The sequence below is a fragment of the Microbacterium tumbae genome, assembly GCF_054780175.1.
On the sequence record NZ_BAAGWV010000003.1, the window covers coordinates 598,943 to 616,265 of the forward strand.

Here is a 17,323-nt window from a genome sequence, read left to right on the forward strand (position 1 = left end):
TTACCGTTTGATCCCCGTGCTTGGATGCTGGATGGATGAAAACGCCCCGCTCCCGCGCATCCGAACACATCGGGCTGCTCATCCGGGAACTCCGGGCGAAGGCGGGCATTCCCCGTGTGCGGCTCGCGGAGAGAGCGGACATGGACGTCTCGCATCTCGCCAGGATCGAGTCGGGCGAGGGCAACCCCACGCTCTTCGTGATCATCCAGCTCGCGACCGCGCTCGACGTGAAGCCGGAGACGTTCGTGCACGGGCTCACCGCCGCCGACCTCCCGGAGAACCTCAAGCCCTATTCGGAGGCGGACTTCCGGCGGGAGCTGCGGCGGCGAGCCGGCGAACAGACGGGTCGCTAGCGCGCTCGTCATGGCTCGGCGAACGTGACCTGTCGCCGCTCCGGCTCCCCGGCGGCTCATACGACGAAGCGCCAGACGTACTCGAGGCCGTCCGCCTGGCGGAACCAGGCGATGCTCACCACGACATCGTCCAGGTCGGCGGCGCACAGGCACAGCTCGATGCGCTCTTGCGGCAGCACCTGCCCCCAGAGCTGAGTGCGTTCGCCGCGCGCATCGTCGGAATGGAAGATGCGGACGAAGTCGGCCGGGTGGCGGCTCTCGTTGATCACTCCGGGATGGGCGTCGTCCGTGCGATCGATCCGCCAGGGAACGCGATATGCGGCCGACGGCAGGAGCTCTGCGGGATCGATGGGTCTCAACATGCCTGCGACGGTATGGACGCCCGCGGACACCGGATCCTCTCAGAGGCTGTCGATCACCGTAACGGTGGATAACTCATCTGCTGTGCAGAATCAGCGCTCTGGCATGGAGGCCCTCTCGGACGCCGAAGGGTCCTCCGGGTCGCCGGCCGCGTCGATCGCCGCATCCGCGTGCCGCCTCCGTCCGACCTCCGTCATCCGTCTGCCCGCCCAGCCGACGCCGCGCGCCGTCGTGGCCGCGGCGTCGGCGATCGCGTTCCCGGCGAGCCGGGCTCCCCGCATCGCCCTCGTCTCCAGCCTCTCCGCGCCCGGCACGGGTTCGAGCTCCTCCGGCAGCACCGCCGGAGCCGTGCCGAAGGCGCGCCGCGCCGTCACCAGCACGCGTCGCCCCAGGATGTTGTTGCCGGCGCCGCCGACGGCCGCTCCGATGCCGAACGGCAGCGCCTTGCCGATGAACGATGCGCCTCCCGCCGCGGCGAAATGCTTGATGAACATGGTCTTCAGACGATCCACCAGCGGTCCGACCGCCGCGCGAGGCAGGGACTTCGTCACCAGTTCGCCCCAGTACGCCGGACGCGCCGTTCCTCGTCCTGCGGCCTGACCGGCGAGCTGCGCGACCAGGTCGACGCCCTCCTTGCCGAGCATGAGCGTCATCACGAGTGCTCGCGCCCGGTCGGGATTCTCGATGGCGATGCCGTGCACCTCCGCCACGGACTGCGCGAACAGGGCTGTGGACTCCACGAAGCCGATCGTCTCGACGCCGGAGAGCGCGAGCGTGACTCCCGTCGTGATCCCGGGGATCACGGCCGTCGCTCCGACAGCGGCGCCGCCGGTGGTCACGGCGGCGAGATACCGGCGCTCCAGCATCCGCACGATCTGATCCGGCGTCGCCTCCGGGTGGCGCAGTCGGATGCTGCGGATGTGCGCCAGGACCAGCGGACGCTGGATCGCCAGCACCCGATCGAGGCTGCGTACCGCGAAGGGATGCTCCGTCGAGCCCACCGGAGGGACGCCCCCGTCCCAGGGGGAGTCGTCTGGAAGGGAATGGATCCTATGAACCTTGGCGGCCATGCCCCGATCCTATGGACGGATGCCGCGAGAACGCCGAGAGCCCGGCCCTGCGGGTGGGTCGGGCTCTCGAACGCTTCGGCGCGTCGCCGTCAGACGTAGAGGTTCGCGCGCTCCAGGTCCTCGGCGAAGTCCACCTCGACCGCGTACAGGTCGGAGACGTCCATCGGCTCGAGCAGCAGCCCGTCCTCGGCGATGGCGAGTTCGAGGCCCCGCTCGAAGTAGTCCTGGTCGTCGACGCGCTGCAGCTGCCGCATGAAGGGCTTCTTGCTCGTGGACGAGATGTAGTTGATGCCGACGGCCTCGCCGAGACCGCCCTTCACCGTCTTGGAGAGCTCGTCGATGAAGCCCTCGGCCGTGACCGTGTACTTCACCTCCTCGTCGCTGACCTTCGAGGTGTTGACGGTCACGAACGACTGGTCGCGCTCGATGAACTCGATCGCACGGCCGAGGATGCGCGGATCGAAGACGACGTCGCCGTTCATCCACAGCACACCGCTGCGGCCGGTGGCGCCGAGGGCGCGCAGCAGGCTCTTCGAGGTGTTGGTCTCGTCGTAGCGCTCGTTGTGCACGTAGTTGACATGCGGGAAAGCCTCGATGATCGTCTCGGCACGGTAGCCGACGACGGTCGTGATGCGCGCCTCGCGGCCGAACGCCGCCCGGATGTTCTCGTGCTGCTGCTGCATGATGGTCCGGCCGTCGCCGAGCTCGGTGAGCGGCTTGGGGAGGGCGCGGCCGAGACGCGAGCCCATACCGGCTGCGAGGATGACGGTCTGAAGAGTCACGAAAGCTCCTAAAGAATCTGTGTTCACGGCCGGTTCACCGGCCAGACACCTCTTCGTGCCGAATTCATGCTAGCGATGGCCCCTGGGAACGGCCCGTGCCATCCCCTCGACGTTGCCAATTCGTGATGGAGTACACACCCATTATCCAGGTGGGGGGCGAAGACGCCAGTGATCTGCATCGATTGTTGCTTCCGGGCATGGGAATGTCCTGCCCCGTTGATACCGTTAGACGGTGACTCCTTCCCCTGACGAACCAGCCGACCAGGTCGATGAGGCGGCCGCTGCATGGCCGACAGGGCCGGCTGAGCCGTCGGCGCAGGCGAAGGCGCCGCGCACCGTCCGGCCAGCCGCGTCGACCGCGGCCGCCAAGAAGGCCGCGGTCAAGGCGCGCACGGATGCCGCGTCGAAGACCTCCGCGGCCAGGAGCACGACCGCTTCTTCCGCTGCGCGGACTGCTGCGGTGAAGTCGGCGGCGGCGCGGACCGCGGCCGGTAAGACCGCGGCGGCGAAGTCGACCGCGGCGAGGAGCGCGGCCAAGACGACGGCGGCCAAGACCGCGGCAGCCAAGGCGGCTGCGGAGAAGGCGGCCGCGGAGAGCGCGGCGGCCGCAGATGCCGCGAGTCCGACCGAAGCGGGCAAGGAGTCGGGCGCCGCGAAGAGTCCGGCCCGTGCGCGTGCGGCCGCGAAGCGTCCTGCGGCCAAGAGTCCGGCGACGAAGCGCCCCGCGGCGAACGGCACCGCGGCGCGCAAGCCCGCCGCGAAGCGGACGGCCGCTCCTCAGCGCGAGGTGGCCGCGGATGCCGCGGCTCCGACTCTCGACGTCGTCGCGGCGCGGACGGAAGGCGACACGGCCGTGGAGAAGGGGCGGGACGACGAGACCGCCGTCCCCGTCGCGGAGGAGTCCGCATACGACGAGGTTCCTGCGGTGCTGCCCGGCCAGGTCGAGGCCGCCCGGGAAGCCCCTGCGGGCGAGGCGCCGGCAGACGAAGCCCTCGTGGTGGGAGGGCCGCTCGCCGAGGCCGAGGAGGCGCCCTCCGAAGAGGCCCCCGCGGAGGAGCCCCTTCCGGGGGAGGCGACGGCGGGTGAGGAGCCGGATCCCGGCGTCTCCACGAGCCAGGCGTCCGAGGCCTTCGAAGACGTCGAGTCCGCATCCGGAGCGGACGCGCTCCGCGTACGAGGACTCGTCAAGGAATTCGGCGACCATCGCGCCGTCAACGGAGTCGATCTCACCGTCCCCGCCGGGTCCTTCTACGGGATCGTCGGCCCCAACGGCGCCGGCAAGACGACCACTCTGTCGATCATCGCAGGGCTGCTGCGTCCTGACGCCGGGACGGTGCACGTCTCCGGCATCGACCAGGCGGCGGAACCGCTCGCCGCCAAGCGGGTCATGGGCGTGCTGCCCGACCGGCTCCGCACCTTCGACCGGCTCACCGGCCGGCAGCTTCTGCACTACTACGGGCTGCTGCGCGGGCTGAGCGCCGAGGTCATCGAGAAGCGATCCGGCGACCTCGCCCGCGCGTTTGACCTCGGTGATGCGCTGAGCCGGGTGGTCTCGGACTACTCGGCAGGCATGACCAAGAAGCTGATGCTCGCCGGCGCCATGATCCATTCGCCGCGCGTGCTCGTGCTGGACGAGCCTTTCGAGGCGGTCGACCCGGTCTCCTCCGGGGTGATCCTCGACATCCTGCGCGCCTATGTCGCCCACGGCGGGACGGTGATCCTGTCCAGCCACGGCATGGACCTCGTCGAGCGGGTGTGCTCGCGCGTCGCGATCATCGTCGACGGCGAGGTGCTCGCAGAGGGCACCGTCGACGAGGTGCGTGCGGGGCAGACGCTCGAATCGCGGTTCGTCGAGCTCGCCGGCTCGGCGGGCGAGGTGGAGGGGCTCGAGTGGTTGCACACGTTCTCCGACTGAGGTTCGCGCTGCTGCTCGGATCCCTCCGCGGAACCCGCGTCGCGCGCACCGTCGTCGGCCTCGTCCTCGTCGTCGCCGCGACCGTCGTCGCCTGCTCGGCGGTGCTGAGCCTCGCCGACGTCGAGACGGCGGTCGCCCGCGCCGTGCTCGTCCTCGGCGCCGCGGCGATCTTCCTCGCGTTCCTCGTCGGCCCTGTGCTGGTCGGCGCCGCTGACCAGCTCGATCCGCGCCGCTTCGCCGTGTTCGGCGTCGACGAGCGGCGGATGCCATGGGTGCTCGCGATCGCGTCTCTGGTGAGCGTCCCCACGCTGGCGCTCGCCGCGCTCACGGTCTGCGGCACGATCGTCGCGGTGCGGCTGGGAACGCCTTGGCCCGTCGCCGTGCTCGCGGGGGCCGTCAGCCTGCTCTGCACCGTCGTCGCCGCCAGGATCGGCATGGCCATGAACGCGCTCTGGCTCCCGGAGCGGCGGTCGAGGGAGCTCACCGCCGTGTTCGCCCTTCTCGTCGTGGTGGTCGCCTTCCCCGTCGCGATCTTCCTGGCGTCCCTGGAATGGCAGGGCCGCGGGGGAGTGCCGGCCGCCGTCGACACCGCGACGGCCATCGCCGGGGCGACGCCTTTCGCCGCCGGACCCGGCCTCGTCTTCGCCATCGCGGCCGGCGACTCCGCGGGCGCATGGCTGAGCGGCATAGTCGCGGCTGCGACCGTCGCGCTGATCGCCGCGCTCTGGACCTGGATCGTGCGGCGCCTGCTCACCACGACCGAGCGACCGGTCGCCGCGCGCGAGCGTCATGGTCTCGGCTGGTTCGCCCTGCTGCCGTCTACGCCCTTCGGCGCGATCGCGGCGCGGAGCCTCGTGTACTGGCTGCGCGATCGCCGGTACATCGTGAACATCATCGTGGTCCCGATCGCCGGTGTCCTCACCGTCTTCCCGCTCCTGATCGCCGGCGTGCCCTTCGACGTCGCGGTCCTCGTGCCGGTGCCGGTCATGGCGCTGTTCTTCGGATGGCTGCCGCACAACGACATCGCCTACGACTCCACCGCGTTCTGGACCCACGTGGCCAGCGGCGTCCGCGGTCTCCCCGACAGGCTGGGCCGACTCGTCCCGATCGCGCTCGTCGCGGTCCCGGTGCTGGCGGTCGCGATCCCGGCGACGCTCGCCCTCATCGGCGACTGGAGCCTGCTCCTGCCGCTCACCGGACTCGCCGCCGCCCTCTTCCTCGGCGGCCTCGGGCTTTCGAGCGTCGTCTCCGTCGTCGCCCCGTATGCGGTCTCGCGTCCGGGGGACAGCCCCTTCCAGCAGCCGCAGCGCTCCGCCTCCCGCGGAACATACGGCCAGGCGTGGGCGTTCTTCGGACCGTTGGTCCTCGGCATCCCGGCCATCTGGCTCTTCGCTCTGACCGTTATCGACGGCGACGAGTACGCGCCGGCTGCGTTCTGGGCCGGCATCGGGACCGGTGCGGCCGTCCTGGCCCTCGGCGCCCTCATCGGAGGCGTGATCTTCGAACGCGGCGGACAGCGGCTCATGGAGTTCGTGGAGACCGCGTGATGCCTGCCCGTCGTGCGCCCCGGACGATTAGACTCACGGCATGAGTACTCCGCTGGACAGCCCCGATCAGGGCGGCGTGGCAACGCTTGATCGTGAACTCGAAGAGCTCCTCCGCGAGGAGAATCTCGAGCCGGGCGATCACGAGCGCTTCAGCCACTACGTGAAGAAGGACAAGATCCTCGAGTCCGCGATCACCGGCAAGCCGGTGCGCGCGCTGTGCGGCAAGAAGTGGACCCCCGGCCGCGACCCGGAGAAGTTCCCGATCTGCCCCACCTGCAAGGAGATCTACGAGTCGATGGTGGGCTGAGCTCTCGCCGCGCAGCCCGTTCGCCGGGGGTGAGCGCAGCGCGGATCAGGATGCCGCGGCGAAGACCGTCGGGATCGCAGGATCGGACTTGCTGAGCGCGAGGGCGCGCACCGGCAGTTCCTCGCGCACCTTGAGGTGGTGCGCCCGTGCGGATGCCGTGCCGACCGGTCCTTCGTACGACGCGTCGATCTCGCCGGCTTCGACGAACGTCACCTGCAGCGGACGGGATCCGGGGTGCTCGGCGGGGGAGTCGAGGGCCTCGAACCCCTCGGAGACGACGATCGTCTCGGCTTCGGCGACGCCCTCCTCGATCGTGCGGAACGCCGCCTTCCGCCCGCCCTGGGAGCCCTTGTCGGCAGAGGCCTTGGCGACGCCGATCCACGCTCCCGAGGCATCCTGCCTCGCGACGAGCTTGTAGACCATGCTCGCTGTGGGGTACCCGGATCCGGTGACCACCGAGGTCCCCACCCCGTAGGCGTCGACGGGCGAGGCGGCGAGAGCCGCGATCGCGTATTCGTCCAGATCGCTCGTGACGGTGATTCGCGTGCCCTTCGCGCCGAGCTCGTCGAGCTGGGCGCGCACCTCGGCGGCGACGATCGGCAGGTCGCCGGAGTCGATCCGCACGCCGCCGAGCCCGGTGCCCGCGACCCTGATCGCCGTCTCCACGCCGCGGCGGATGTCGTAGGTGTCGACCAGCAGAGTCGTATCGGTGCCGAGACTGTCGATCTGGGCGCGGAACGCCTCCTCCTCGGTCTCGTGCAGCAGGGTCCAGGAGTGCGCGGCCGTCCCCATCGTGGGGATGCCCCACTGTCGGCCGGCCTCGAGATTGCTCGTGGAGCCGAACCCGGCGATGTGGGCGGCCCGCGCCGCGGCGACCGCGGAACGCTCGGCTGCCCGCCGGGAGCCCATCTCGGCCAGTGGTCGCTCGCCCGCGGCGATGCTCATCCGGGAGGCGGCCGTCGCGACGGCCGAGTCGTGGTTGAGCACGCTCAGCGCGAGCGTCTCCAGCACGACGGCGTCGGCGAAGGAGCCCTCGACCGTGAGGATCGGGGAGCCGGGGAAGTACAGCTCTCCTTCGCGATAGCCGCGGATCGAGCCGGTGAAGCGATAGTTCTCGAGGTAGGCCAGCGCCTCGGCGTCCACGACCCGGTTGTCGCGCAGGAACCGCAGCTCTTCCTCGCCGAAGCGGAACTCTCGAAGCAGGGCCAGGAGACGTCCTGTGCCGGCGACCACGCCGAACCGCCGCCCGCCGGAGAGGCGTCTGGAGAACAGCTCGAAGACGCTGGGCCGCGCGGCGGTGCCATCGCGCAGCGCGGCGCTCAGCATCGTGAGTTCGTATCGGTCGGTCAGAAGCGCCGTCGACGAGGTCATGCGCTCAGCATAGTGAGCGCGGCGGCACGACGGCCGTGCTCGCGCCCGTCGCCCTGCCCTTCGTCTCGTCGCTGCGTCCCTCGCTCAGGAACCGCGAGCGAGGGACGCGAGACGAAGGCGCCGCCCTGAGCGAGCATCGCGAGGTGAAGCGAGACGAAGGCGCCGCTCTGAGCGAGCATCGCGAGGTGAAGCGAGACGAAGGCGCCGCCCTGAGCGAGCATCGCGAAGTGAAGCGAGACGAAGGGTAGGCTGGGGAGTCATGAACGACGCGCCCATCGGAATCTTCGACTCCGGCGTCGGAGGGCTCACGGTGGCTCGTGCGATCCGGGCTCAGCTGCCGCGCGAATCGTTCGTCTACATCGGCGACACCGCGCATTCGCCGTACGGTCCGAAGCCGATCGCGGACGTGCGCCGCTACTCGCTCGAGGTGCTGGACACGCTCGTGGACCAGGGCGTGAAGATGCTCGTGATCGCCTGCAACACGGCGTCATCCGCCATGCTGCGCGATGCCCGCGAGCGCTACGACGTCCCGGTGGTCGAGGTGATCGGTCCTGCGGTCCGGCGTGCGGTGTCCACGACGCGCAACGGGCGCATCGGCGTGATCGGCACGGTGGGGACCATCGGCTCGCGGGCCTATCAGGACATGCTCGAGGTCAACGAGCGGCTCGAGGTGTTCGCCGCCGCGTGCCCGCGGTTCGTGGAGTTCGTCGAGGCGGGAATCACCGGAACTCCCGAGGTGCTGGCGACGGCGGAGGAGTACCTCGCCCCGCTGCGGGAGGCGGATGTCGACACCCTCGTCCTCGGCTGCACCCACTATCCGTTCCTTCGCGGCGCGATCGGCTATGTGATGGGTGAGGGCGTCGCACTCGTCTCGAGTGATGATGAGACGGCCACGGACGTGTACCGGCAGCTGGTGCGGGACGATCTCCTGGCGCCTCCCGACGCCGTCGCGACCTACGCCTACGAGGCCACGGGCGCATCCGCCGACGACTTCACCGCGCTCGCGAACCGCCTGATGGGCCGTGAGGTCCGGGACGTGCAGCTCGTGCAGACCGGTGTCATCGATCTTCCCCCTCGCTCCTGACCGCCCGATCCCCCAACGAAGGAATCTCCATGTCTGACATCGTCCGCGCCGACGGCCGCGCCGTCCACCAGCTCCGTCCGATCACGATCGAGCGCGGCTGGAGCGCTCAGGCCGAGGGGTCGGCGCTCATCAGCTTCGGCGGGACGAAGGTCCTGTGCACGGCATCCTTCACGAACGGGGTCCCCCGCTGGCTGACCGGCAAGGGCAAGGGATGGGTCACCGCCGAGTACGCGATGCTGCCCAGGGCGACGAACAGCCGCAACGACCGCGAGAGCGTGAAGGGGCGCATCGGCGGACGCACGCACGAGATCTCCCGCCTCATCGGGCGCGCGCTCCGCGCGGTGGTCGACACCAAGGCGCTCGGCGAGAACACGATCGTCATCGACTGCGACGTCCTCCAGGCCGACGGCGGCACCCGCACCGCGGCGATCACCGGCGCCTATGTCGCCCTCGCCGACGCGATCGAGTGGGGGCGGGAGAAGAGGTTCATCGGCAAGAACGCCACGCCTCTTCTGGACTCCGTGGCCGCCGTCTCGGTCGGCATCGTCGACGGCGAGCCGATGCTGGATCTCGCCTACGTCGAGGACGTCCGGGCCGAGACCGACATGAACGTCGTCGTCACCGGGCGCGGCCTCTTCGTCGAGGTGCAGGGAACCGCGGAGGGGGCACCCTTCGACAAGCGCGAGCTCGACGCGCTCCTCGACCTCGGCGTCGCCGGCTGCGCGGACCTGAAGGAGCATCAGCGGAAGGCCCTCGCGGGGGAGTGAGCGTGCGCGTCGTCCTGGCCACCCACAACCCGCACAAGGTCGCAGAGTTCGGGCAGATCGTCGCACGGACGCGCCCGGATCTCGAGGTCGTCGGCTACGACGGCCCCGAGCCGGTCGAGGACGGTGTGACCTTCGCCGAGAACGCGCTCATCAAAGCGCGTGCCGCGGCGTCGTACACCGGGCTCGTCGCCCTCGCCGACGACTCCGGCATCTGCGTCGATGTGCTCGGCGGATCCCCCGGCGTCTTCTCGGCCTACTGGGCGGGGCAGAAGAAGGATGCCGCGGCCAACCTCGAGCTCCTGCTGGACCAGCTGCGCGATATCGCGGACCCGCGTCGCACGGCACATTTCACGTCGACCATCGCCCTGGTGAGCCCCGACGGGATCGAGCACGTCGTCGAGGGGATCTGGCCCGGCCGGCTGGCGCATGCCGCCGCGGGGGCGGGAGGCTTCGGGTACGACCCGATCTTCATCCCGGACGGACAGGAGGGCACGGAGCGCACGGCGGGGGAGCTCACCGCGGAGGAGAAGCAGTCCCAGTCGCATCGCGCGCGCGCCTTCCACGCCCTCATCCCGCTGCTGTCCGCGCTGTAAGGACGTGTCGCGGGCTCTGTTCCGCATCCCCCGTCGCACGCAGGCACGAAGCGAGCCGGCGGGGCGATCCCCTGAAGGCGCGCGTGAAGACCGATAACGCTCCTGAGAATCGTCACCATTCCCGAGTACGGGAATACGCCTCTGACGAGCGATTTCCCTCGTAACCTTGAGGCATGCACGATCACGCGCACGGCCACGGCATCCGGGGAGCGGGCAGCCGCAGGCTCCTGACGATCTCGCTGTGCCTCACGGCGACGGTGATGGTCGTGCAGGTGGTCGGCGCCCTGCTGACCGGATCGCTCGCGCTGCTCGCCGACGCCGCGCACATGTTCACGGACGCCTCCGCCCTTGTGATCGCGCTCGTCGCGAGCATCGTCGCCGCCCGCCCCGCCGACGACCGCCGGACCTTCGGCTATCAGCGGGCCGAGGTGTTCGGCGCGCTCGTCAACGCGATCATCCTCATCGTGCTGGCCGTGATCGTCGCCGTCGAGGGCGTCGGCCGCCTGCTGGATCCCGCCGAGGGGGAGGTCGCGGGGCCTCTCATGCTCGTCGTCGCCGTCGTCGGGCTCCTCGCGAACGGCGTGGCGATGTGGCTGCTGAGCGCCGCGCAGAAGACCAGCATCAACGTCCGCGGCGCGTACCTCGAGGTGCTCGGCGATCTGATCGGCTCCGCCGCGGTCATCGTCGCGGCCGTCGTCATCATCTCGACGGGATGGATGCCGGCCGACGCGATCGCCTCGCTCTTCATCGCGGCCATGATCATCCCCCGGGCGGTCACGCTGCTGCGGGAGGTCGTCTCCGTGCTCTCCGAGTCGGCGCCGAAGGGCATGACGGTCGCCGACATCCGCACGCATCTGCTCGGGATCGCGGGCGTCGCCGGCGTCCACGACGTGCACGTCTGGCAGCTCACCCGTGGCGCCCCGGTGTTCACCGCGCACATCAGCGTCGCGCCGCAGCTCGTCGCGGAGGGACGTTCCGCGGCGCTCCTCGCGCAGCTGCAGGAATGCCTCGCCGAGCACTTCGACGTGGAGCATTCGACGTTCCAGATCGAGCCGGCCGACGCCGCCCGGTGCGAGCAGACGCACGCCTGACGCGCCCGGCTCGTGAGCATGGTCGCCGCTACGATTCGACGGCGATCTCGCCGGCGCTCTTGTCCATGCGGAGTCCCCGCCAGCGAGCGTGGCGCAGGATGCCGTCGGGCGTCCAGTTCGCGAAGGCGACCTCGCCGACGAGCTCCGGCCGCACCCATTGCGCGTCGCTCGCATCCGCGTCGGGGACGCCGTCGATCAGGCGGTCCGGGGTGCGCAGCGGCTCGAGGCGGCTCAGGAGATCGGCGAGGACCCGATCGGAGAAGCCGGTTCCGACCCGGCCGACGTAGCGCAGGCGTCCGGCGTCCGGGACCGCGAGGAGCAGCGAGCCGATGCCGCCGGCTCGGTTGCCCTTGCCCGGCCGGATCCCCGCGATCACGACCTCCTGGGTGCGCGTGTGCTTGATCTTCAGCCAGGTTCCGGAGCGGACGCCCGCACGATAGGCCGAACGGGCGTCCTTCACGACGATCCCCTCGAGGCCGAGCGCGATGCTCGTGGCGAGGGCGTCCTCGACGTCGTCGAACACGGGAGGGGCCAGCACGGGGCCCTCCGCGCTCTCGACCAGGGCCTCGAGGAGCGCCCGCCGATCGCGCAGCGGCACGCGGCTGAGGTCGCGGCCCTCGAGGCGCAGCAGATCGAAGAGGTGATAGGCGACGGGAGTCCTCACGACCTCCCGCTCGATCTCCCGCGGCTTCGTGAGATGCATGCGATTCTGCAGCCGATGGAAGCTCGGGCGCCCCGAGGCGTCCAGCGCGACGATCTCGCCGTCGACGACGGCATCGGCGACCGGAAGGTGCGGGGCTCCGTCCGCGGCGAGCTCCGGGTATCGCGCTGTGATGTCCGTGCCGCTGCGCGCGCGCAGGCTCATCCGTCCGTCCGCCCAGGTCCCGATCGCCCGGATCCCGTCCCATTTGATCTCCGCCCAGGCGTCCGGCATGCTCCGCGCGAGGCCGGCGGTCCCGGTCTCGGCCAGCATGGGCGACACGGCGGCGGAGGGGACGTCCGCTTCCCGGGAGGGGTGAGGGCGCGCGGCATCCTTCATGCGGTGCAGCAGCCAGGAGGACTTCTCACCGGAGCCTGAGGTCCGGATGAGCGCGAGCCGGACCCTGCCGAGCGGCCCTGCGCCGGAGAAGGTGCCGATGACCTCGTCGTCCCGCCACTTCTCGATCTCGACGGTGCCGGAGTCCCAGATCGTCATGTGGCCGGCGCCGTACTCGCCCTTCGGGATCTCGCCGTGGAATTCGAGGTATTCCAGCGGGTGGGGCTCGGTCATCACGGCGAGATGGTTGCGATCAGGGCGATCGGGGATGCCCTTGGGGACCGCCCAGCTCACGAGGACGCCTCCGCGCTCGATCCGGAGGTCGTAGTGCAGGCGCCTCGCGTGGTGCTCCTGAACGACGAAGCGGGGCGGACCGCTCCGCGACGGCGTCAGGACGGCCACGGGCATGGGCTCGGGGGTCCTCGACGCGGTGCGCTTGGCGAGATAGGGCGCGAGGTCTCTCGAGGCCGGGGCTTCGGGCGCGGGATCGGTGCCCGCTTCGATCCGCGCGAGGACCTCTCGGAAGGTGAGCTGGGTGAGATCCTCGTCCTCGAGCTCGGCCCAGGTGCGGGGCGCCGCCACCGTGGGATGCGAGCGGCCGCGCAGCGAGTAGGGCGAGATCGTGGTCTTGGAGCCGTTGTTCTGACTCCAGTCGAGGAAGACCTTCCCTCCGCGCGCAGCTCTGGACATCGTGCTGGTCGCGATGTCCGGATGGTCGGTCTCGATCGCGCGGGCGAGCTCCTTCGCCAGCGCGGAGACCTGATCGCTCGAGGAGCGGCCGTCGAGCGCGGCGTAGAGGTGGATGCCCTTGCTGCCGCTCGTCACGGGGACGGGATCCAGGCCGATGTCGGTGAGGATCGCCCGCGCGAGACCGGCCACATGCGCGCACTGCGCGAGGTCGGCCCCCGGCCCGGGGTCCAGATCGAGCACCAGGCGGTCGGGGTCCTGCCGCTCGCCCTCCGTCGAGAAGCGCCACTGCGGCACGTGCAGCTCGATGCCCGCGATCTGGGCGACCCACACCAGCGTCGGCAGATCGTTCACGAGCGGGTACTCCTTGGCGCCGCCGGAGTGGTCGATCGGCCTGCGGCGCACCCAGCCGGGGGCTCCGGGCTCGATCTGCTTGGCGAAGAAGGCCTCGCCGGGATCGTCCGCAGTGCCGACGCCCTCGACCCAGCGCTTGCGCGTGGCAGGACGGTCGACCAGCAGAGGGAGCATCCGCGGCGCGACCGCGGTGTAATAGGCGATGACCTCGCCCTTGGTCGTCCCCGTCTCCGGGTACAGGACCTTGTCGAGATTGGTCAGGCGCAGGCGCCGTCCGTCGACATCGACGATCTGAGCGTTGCTGGGCATGACGAAATCGTAGCCGCAAGCCCCTGGCCCGTATGCTCCGTGCGGTGTTCACTGGTGTCATGAGGTCGATCTGGAAGGGCGCCCTGACGTTCGGGCTGGTGAACGTCCCGGTGAAGGTGTACTCCGCCACCGAGGACCATGACGTCCCCCTGCATCAGGTGCACGACGAGGACGGCGGACGCATCCGCTACAAGCGCACCTGCGAGATCTGCGGCGAGGTGGTCGCCTACCAGAGCATCGATCGCGCCTATGAGGAGGACGGCCAGAGGGTCGTGCTGACCAAGGACGATCTCGAGGCACTGCCCGCGGAGCGCAGTCGTGAGATCGATGTCGTGGAGTTCGTGCCGAGCGATCAGGTCGACCTGCTCACGCTCGACAGGGCGTACTACCTCGAGCCGGACTCGTCCTCCCCGAAGGCCTATGTCCTGCTGCGGCGCACGCTGGAGCGGACCGACCGCACCGCGATCGTGCGGTTCACGCTGCGGCAGAAGACCCGTCTCGCCGCCCTGCGCGTGCGAGACGAGGTGCTGGTGCTGCAGACGCTCCTGTGGGCCGATGAGGTGCGGGAAGCGGCCTTCCCCGCGCTGGAGGAGGACGTGAGGATCTCGAAGAAGGAGCTGGAGCTGTCGGCATCCCTCGTGGAGAGCTACTCGAGCGACTTCGACCCCGAGTCGTTCGTGGACGAGTACCAGAAGGAGCTCCGGACGCTCATCGACGCGAAGATCGAGGCGGGGGACGCGTTCGACGTCTCCGAGACCTTCGCCGAGGAGGGCGCGGAGAGCGAGGGCGGCGAGGTCATCGACCTCATGACGGCGCTGCGGGCGAGCGTCGAGCGCTCCCGCGCGAACAAGCGCGACGCGGGCTGATCCAGGACGGAAGGGAATCCATGGACGTGAACATCCTCGCGGTGGCGCTGGCGGCGCTCATCGCGTTCTTCGGCGGCTTCGTCTGGTACACGATCGCGTTCGCCAGGCCATGGCGACGACTGATCGGGATGGGCGAGAAGGAGGCCGAGACGGACGTACGGCCTCCGAACCTCGGCGTGCTGCTGATCTCCTCGCTCGTCATCGAGATCGCCATGGCGCTCGTGCTCGCCTGGCTGATCGGCGCTGAGGCGACGGCCGTCGACGGGCTGATCGCCGGGCTGGTGATCGGTCTCGGGATCGTCGCCGCATCCTTCGCGGTGATCTTCCTCTACGAGGGCAGGCCCGTGCGGCTCTGGCTCATCCACGCCGGCTTCTACACCGTCGTCTTCGGCCTGATGGGACTCGTGATCGGGGCGTTCTGAGGAGGCCGTCGGGTCTCCGGGGACCGTCAGTCCTCGTCGTCGAGGTCGAGGGCGAGGCCCTTCGCCTCCGCGGCGTCGGTCTCTGCGTCCGCTCCCGCCGCCAGCTCCTTGCGGACCTTGCGGCGCTCCGAGAGGTAGTGCCAGATCGTGATCAGCGCGGTGCCGACGACGACCGCGAGCAGGATCAGGTCGATGTACTCCGTGACGAGACGCGCGATCCATTCGATGTAGGCGATCACATAGCCGAGCATCGTCAGGCCGAAGCCCCACAGCAGAGCGCCGATGAGGTTGTAGAGCGAGTACTTGCGCCAGGGCATGTGCCCGACGCCGGCCGCGACCGGTGCGAACGTGCGTACGATCGGCACGAAGCGCGCGAGGATCACGGTGATCCCGCCGAAGCGCTCGAAGAATGCGTTGGTACGCTCCACGTTCGCCCGGCTGAACAGGCCGGACTCCTTGCGCTCGAAGAGCGCGGGGCCTCCCTTGTGACCGATGAGATAGCCGACCTCGCCGCCGACGAACGCGGAGAGCGCGATCAGGAGCGACACGACCCAGATGTTCACGCCGAACACGTCGTTCGTGTGCGTGAGCAGCCCCGAGATCACCAGCAGCGTGTCGCCGGGAAGCAGGAAGCCGACGAGAAGCCCGGTCTCCGCGAAGACGATGAAGCACACCACGACGAGCGCCCAGGGGCCGACCGCGTTGATGATGGTCTCGGGATCGAGCCAGGGGATGAGAGCGATGTGGTGCATGGTGTCCCGTCGTATGCCGTGCGGCGGTGGGATGCGCGCAGAGGCGCATCGAGTGCGGAAGGTGGGACTTGAACCCACACGCCCGAGGGCACAGGAACCTAAATCCTGCGTGTCTGCCAGTTTCACCACTCCCGCGAAGAGCGTCTTCAGTCTATCCATCGGCTGTGACGGCCCACCTGGGAGGTGACCGTCGATCGTGTTCGGGATAGCCCGAACACGATCGACGAGCGGCGCGCGAGAAGGCGGATCAGCCGCGCAGCTCGCCCATCCACTTCTCGACGTCCTCCGCCGCTCGGGGAAGGTGCGGGCTCAGGTGCTCGTGTCCGTCCGCGGTGACGAGGATGTCGTCCTCGATGCGGATGCCGATTCCGCGGAACTCCTCCGGAACCAGAAGATCGTCCTGTTGGAAATAGAGCCCCGGCTCCACCGTGAACACCATGCCCTCCTCGAGCATGCCGTCGCGGTAGTGTTCCGCGCCGGCCAGGCCGCAGTCGTGCACGTCCATGCCCAGCATGTGGCTCGTGCCGTGGATCGTCCAGCGGGTGTGATGCAGGTTGCCGGGGTCGAGCGACTCCTCCGCGCTGCAGGGCAGGATCCCCAGATCGTCGAGGCCGTGCGCGAACACGATTGCGGCGGCGTCGGTCATGGTCCGGAACGGCACACCGGGCCGGACGGCTTCGATCGCCGCCTGCTGCGCCGCAAGCACCAGGTCGTAGAGCTCTCGCTGGAGCGGGCTGTACCTTCCGGAGGCGGGCAGGGTCCGGCAGATGTCCGCGGTGTACAGCGACCGCTCTTCGACACCCATGTCGATCAGGACGAGCTCGCCCGGAGCGACCGCCCCCGTGTTGTGCCACCAGTGCAGGATCGCCGCATGCGAGCCGCTGGCCGCGACCGTGTCGTAACCGATGTCGTTGCCCATGGCTCGTGCCCGGCGGAAGAAGGTGCCCTCGATCCATCGCTCCCCGAACTGCTGCACACGATCCCATTCCTGTGCCACGTCCTCGTAGCCGTGTGCGGTCATCCGGCAGGCGTCGCGCAGTCGGGCGAGCTCCCAGGGATCTTTGATCCTGCGATGCTCGGAGGCGATCCGCGCCAGTTCTGCATCGCGGCCGTCGTCCGGGGGGACGAGCGCGTCGACGATCGGCGAGACCCCGCGGTTCACTCGTACGGGACGCCCGCTCTCCAGCCGCGTGGCCAGGTCTGCCAGCGGGCGGACGTCGAGACTGAGGCGCTCGGCGGTCTCCTCGACGGTCGGCCTGCGACCCACCCAGAGCTCGCCGTAGTGGATGTCGCGGAAGAAGTCGTCGGGATCCCGGGTCGACCGAGGCCGGATGAAGAGCGTCGATCCCTCGTCGGACATGACGAGCACGGCGTCGCTCTCCTGGTTCCCCGAGAAATAGGTGTGCGCTGTGTCGGGGCGGAATCGATAGCGCATGTCGTTGTTGCGGACCTTGTGCTCGCCTGCGGGGAACACGAGCAGCTCATTGGGGAAGAGCGAGGTGAGGCGCTCACGGCGTCGAGCCGCCTCCGCGGCCACCGGCAGCTGAGCCGAGCCGACGGTGGACTCGGCCCATCCCGTCTGCAGGTAGTCATCGAGCGGAACGAGGGGAGCCGGGGAAGAGGAGGTGGTCATGAGCCTGGATACTAGCGTTTTGCC

At 69.7% G+C, this 17,323-nt stretch carries 18 protein-coding genes and 1 tRNA gene; 10 read left to right on the plus strand and 9 right to left on the minus strand.

Annotated features, from left to right (window positions below; all coding sequences use genetic code 11):
* The first annotated feature begins 35 nt into the window (after window positions 1–35).
* A complete protein-coding gene (locus tag ACYVGQ_RS14575) occupies window positions 36–353 on the plus strand; it encodes a helix-turn-helix domain-containing protein (RefSeq protein WP_460785374.1) in 318 nt (105 codons plus the stop codon).
* Between the two features lie 56 nt (window positions 354–409).
* Here ACYVGQ_RS14575 and ACYVGQ_RS14580 read toward each other — a convergent pair whose 3' ends face one another.
* From ACYVGQ_RS14580 to ACYVGQ_RS14590, 3 genes are all read right to left on the minus strand, one after another.
* On the minus strand, window positions 410–715 hold the full coding sequence (locus tag ACYVGQ_RS14580) for a hypothetical protein (protein WP_460785375.1): 306 nt from the start codon (window positions 713–715) through the stop codon (window positions 410–412).
* 90 nt (window positions 716–805) lie between these two features.
* On the minus strand, window positions 806–1,783 hold the full coding sequence (locus ACYVGQ_RS14585; RefSeq protein ID WP_460785376.1) for a hypothetical protein: 978 nt from the start codon (window positions 1,781–1,783) through the stop codon (window positions 806–808).
* Between the two features lie 89 nt (window positions 1,784–1,872).
* Window positions 1,873–2,565, minus strand: coding sequence for a phosphocholine cytidylyltransferase family protein (locus tag ACYVGQ_RS14590; RefSeq protein WP_460785377.1), 693 nt, complete (start codon window positions 2,563–2,565; stop codon window positions 1,873–1,875).
* 232 nt (window positions 2,566–2,797) lie between these two features.
* Here ACYVGQ_RS14590 and ACYVGQ_RS14595 point away from each other — a divergent pair, with 232 nt between their 5' ends.
* The 3 genes from ACYVGQ_RS14595 to ACYVGQ_RS14605 are packed head-to-tail and all read left to right on the plus strand — an operon-like array spanning window position 2,798 to window position 6,334.
* Window positions 2,798–4,480, plus strand: coding sequence for an ABC transporter ATP-binding protein (locus ACYVGQ_RS14595; protein WP_460785378.1), 1,683 nt, complete (start codon window positions 2,798–2,800; stop codon window positions 4,478–4,480).
* Window positions 4,456–6,027 carry a hypothetical protein gene (locus ACYVGQ_RS14600; RefSeq protein WP_460785379.1) on the plus strand — a complete coding sequence of 524 codons (1,572 nt, stop codon included), beginning with the start codon at window positions 4,456–4,458 and terminating at the stop codon, window positions 6,025–6,027. Before ACYVGQ_RS14595 ends, ACYVGQ_RS14600 begins: the two co-directional genes overlap by 25 nt.
* Before the next feature lie 40 nt (window positions 6,028–6,067).
* On the plus strand, window positions 6,068–6,334 hold the full coding sequence (locus ACYVGQ_RS14605) for a DUF3039 domain-containing protein (RefSeq protein ID WP_028503536.1): 267 nt from the start codon (window positions 6,068–6,070) through the stop codon (window positions 6,332–6,334).
* A gap of 45 nt (window positions 6,335–6,379) precedes the next feature.
* Here the strand turns inward: ACYVGQ_RS14605 and ACYVGQ_RS14610 are convergent, their stop codons facing one another.
* Window positions 6,380–7,705: a nicotinate phosphoribosyltransferase gene (locus tag ACYVGQ_RS14610; protein ID WP_460785380.1), complete on the minus strand. Its 1,326-nt coding sequence runs from the start codon at window positions 7,703–7,705 to the stop codon at window positions 6,380–6,382.
* Window positions 7,702–7,926, minus strand: a complete 225-nt coding sequence (locus ACYVGQ_RS14615) for a hypothetical protein (protein WP_460785381.1) — start codon at window positions 7,924–7,926, stop codon at window positions 7,702–7,704. The genes ACYVGQ_RS14610 and ACYVGQ_RS14615 overlap by 4 nt, the downstream gene beginning before the upstream one ends.
* Window positions 7,927–7,964: 38 nt before the next feature.
* Between ACYVGQ_RS14615 and murI the strand changes: the two genes are divergently transcribed.
* The 4 genes from murI (at window position 7,965) to ACYVGQ_RS14635 (ending at window position 11,240) form a co-directional block, all read left to right on the plus strand.
* Window positions 7,965–8,789, plus strand: a complete 825-nt coding sequence (murI, locus tag ACYVGQ_RS14620; protein ID WP_460785382.1) for a glutamate racemase — start codon at window positions 7,965–7,967, stop codon at window positions 8,787–8,789.
* Between the two features lie 29 nt (window positions 8,790–8,818).
* Entirely contained in the window at window positions 8,819–9,556 is a 738-nt protein-coding gene (gene rph / locus ACYVGQ_RS14625; protein WP_460785383.1) for a ribonuclease PH, read from the plus strand.
* Window positions 9,553–10,149: an RdgB/HAM1 family non-canonical purine NTP pyrophosphatase gene (rdgB, locus tag ACYVGQ_RS14630; RefSeq protein ID WP_460785384.1), complete on the plus strand. Its 597-nt coding sequence runs from the start codon at window positions 9,553–9,555 to the stop codon at window positions 10,147–10,149. The genes rph and rdgB overlap by 4 nt, the downstream gene beginning before the upstream one ends.
* A gap of 173 nt (window positions 10,150–10,322) precedes the next feature.
* Complete coding sequence (locus tag ACYVGQ_RS14635) at window positions 10,323–11,240, plus strand: cation diffusion facilitator family transporter (RefSeq protein WP_460785385.1); 918 nt, start codon at window positions 10,323–10,325, stop codon at window positions 11,238–11,240.
* A gap of 28 nt (window positions 11,241–11,268) precedes the next feature.
* On the opposite strand, the gene ACYVGQ_RS14640 is transcribed toward ACYVGQ_RS14635, so the two are convergent.
* On the minus strand, window positions 11,269–13,626 hold the full coding sequence (locus tag ACYVGQ_RS14640; RefSeq protein ID WP_460785386.1) for an ATP-dependent DNA ligase: 2,358 nt from the start codon (window positions 13,624–13,626) through the stop codon (window positions 11,269–11,271).
* A gap of 59 nt (window positions 13,627–13,685) precedes the next feature.
* Here ACYVGQ_RS14640 and ku point away from each other — a divergent pair, with 59 nt between their 5' ends.
* Both ku and ACYVGQ_RS14650 read left to right on the plus strand, forming a co-directional pair.
* A complete protein-coding gene (ku, locus tag ACYVGQ_RS14645) occupies window positions 13,686–14,492 on the plus strand; it encodes a non-homologous end joining protein Ku (protein ID WP_460785387.1) in 807 nt (268 codons plus the stop codon).
* Between the two features lie 20 nt (window positions 14,493–14,512).
* Window positions 14,513–14,914: a DUF1761 domain-containing protein gene (locus tag ACYVGQ_RS14650; RefSeq protein WP_460785388.1), complete on the plus strand. Its 402-nt coding sequence runs from the start codon at window positions 14,513–14,515 to the stop codon at window positions 14,912–14,914.
* 26 nt (window positions 14,915–14,940) lie between these two features.
* Here the strand turns inward: ACYVGQ_RS14650 and ACYVGQ_RS14655 are convergent, their stop codons facing one another.
* The 3 genes from ACYVGQ_RS14655 to ACYVGQ_RS14665 form a co-directional block, all read right to left on the minus strand.
* Complete coding sequence (locus ACYVGQ_RS14655) at window positions 14,941–15,666, minus strand: DedA family protein (RefSeq protein WP_460785389.1); 726 nt, start codon at window positions 15,664–15,666, stop codon at window positions 14,941–14,943.
* Between the two features lie 53 nt (window positions 15,667–15,719).
* Window positions 15,720–15,801 (minus strand) — tRNA-Leu (locus ACYVGQ_RS14660).
* 112 nt (window positions 15,802–15,913) lie between these two features.
* Window positions 15,914–17,299: an aminopeptidase P family protein gene (locus tag ACYVGQ_RS14665; protein ID WP_460785390.1), complete on the minus strand. Its 1,386-nt coding sequence runs from the start codon at window positions 17,297–17,299 to the stop codon at window positions 15,914–15,916.
* Window positions 17,300–17,323 lie beyond the last annotated feature (24 nt).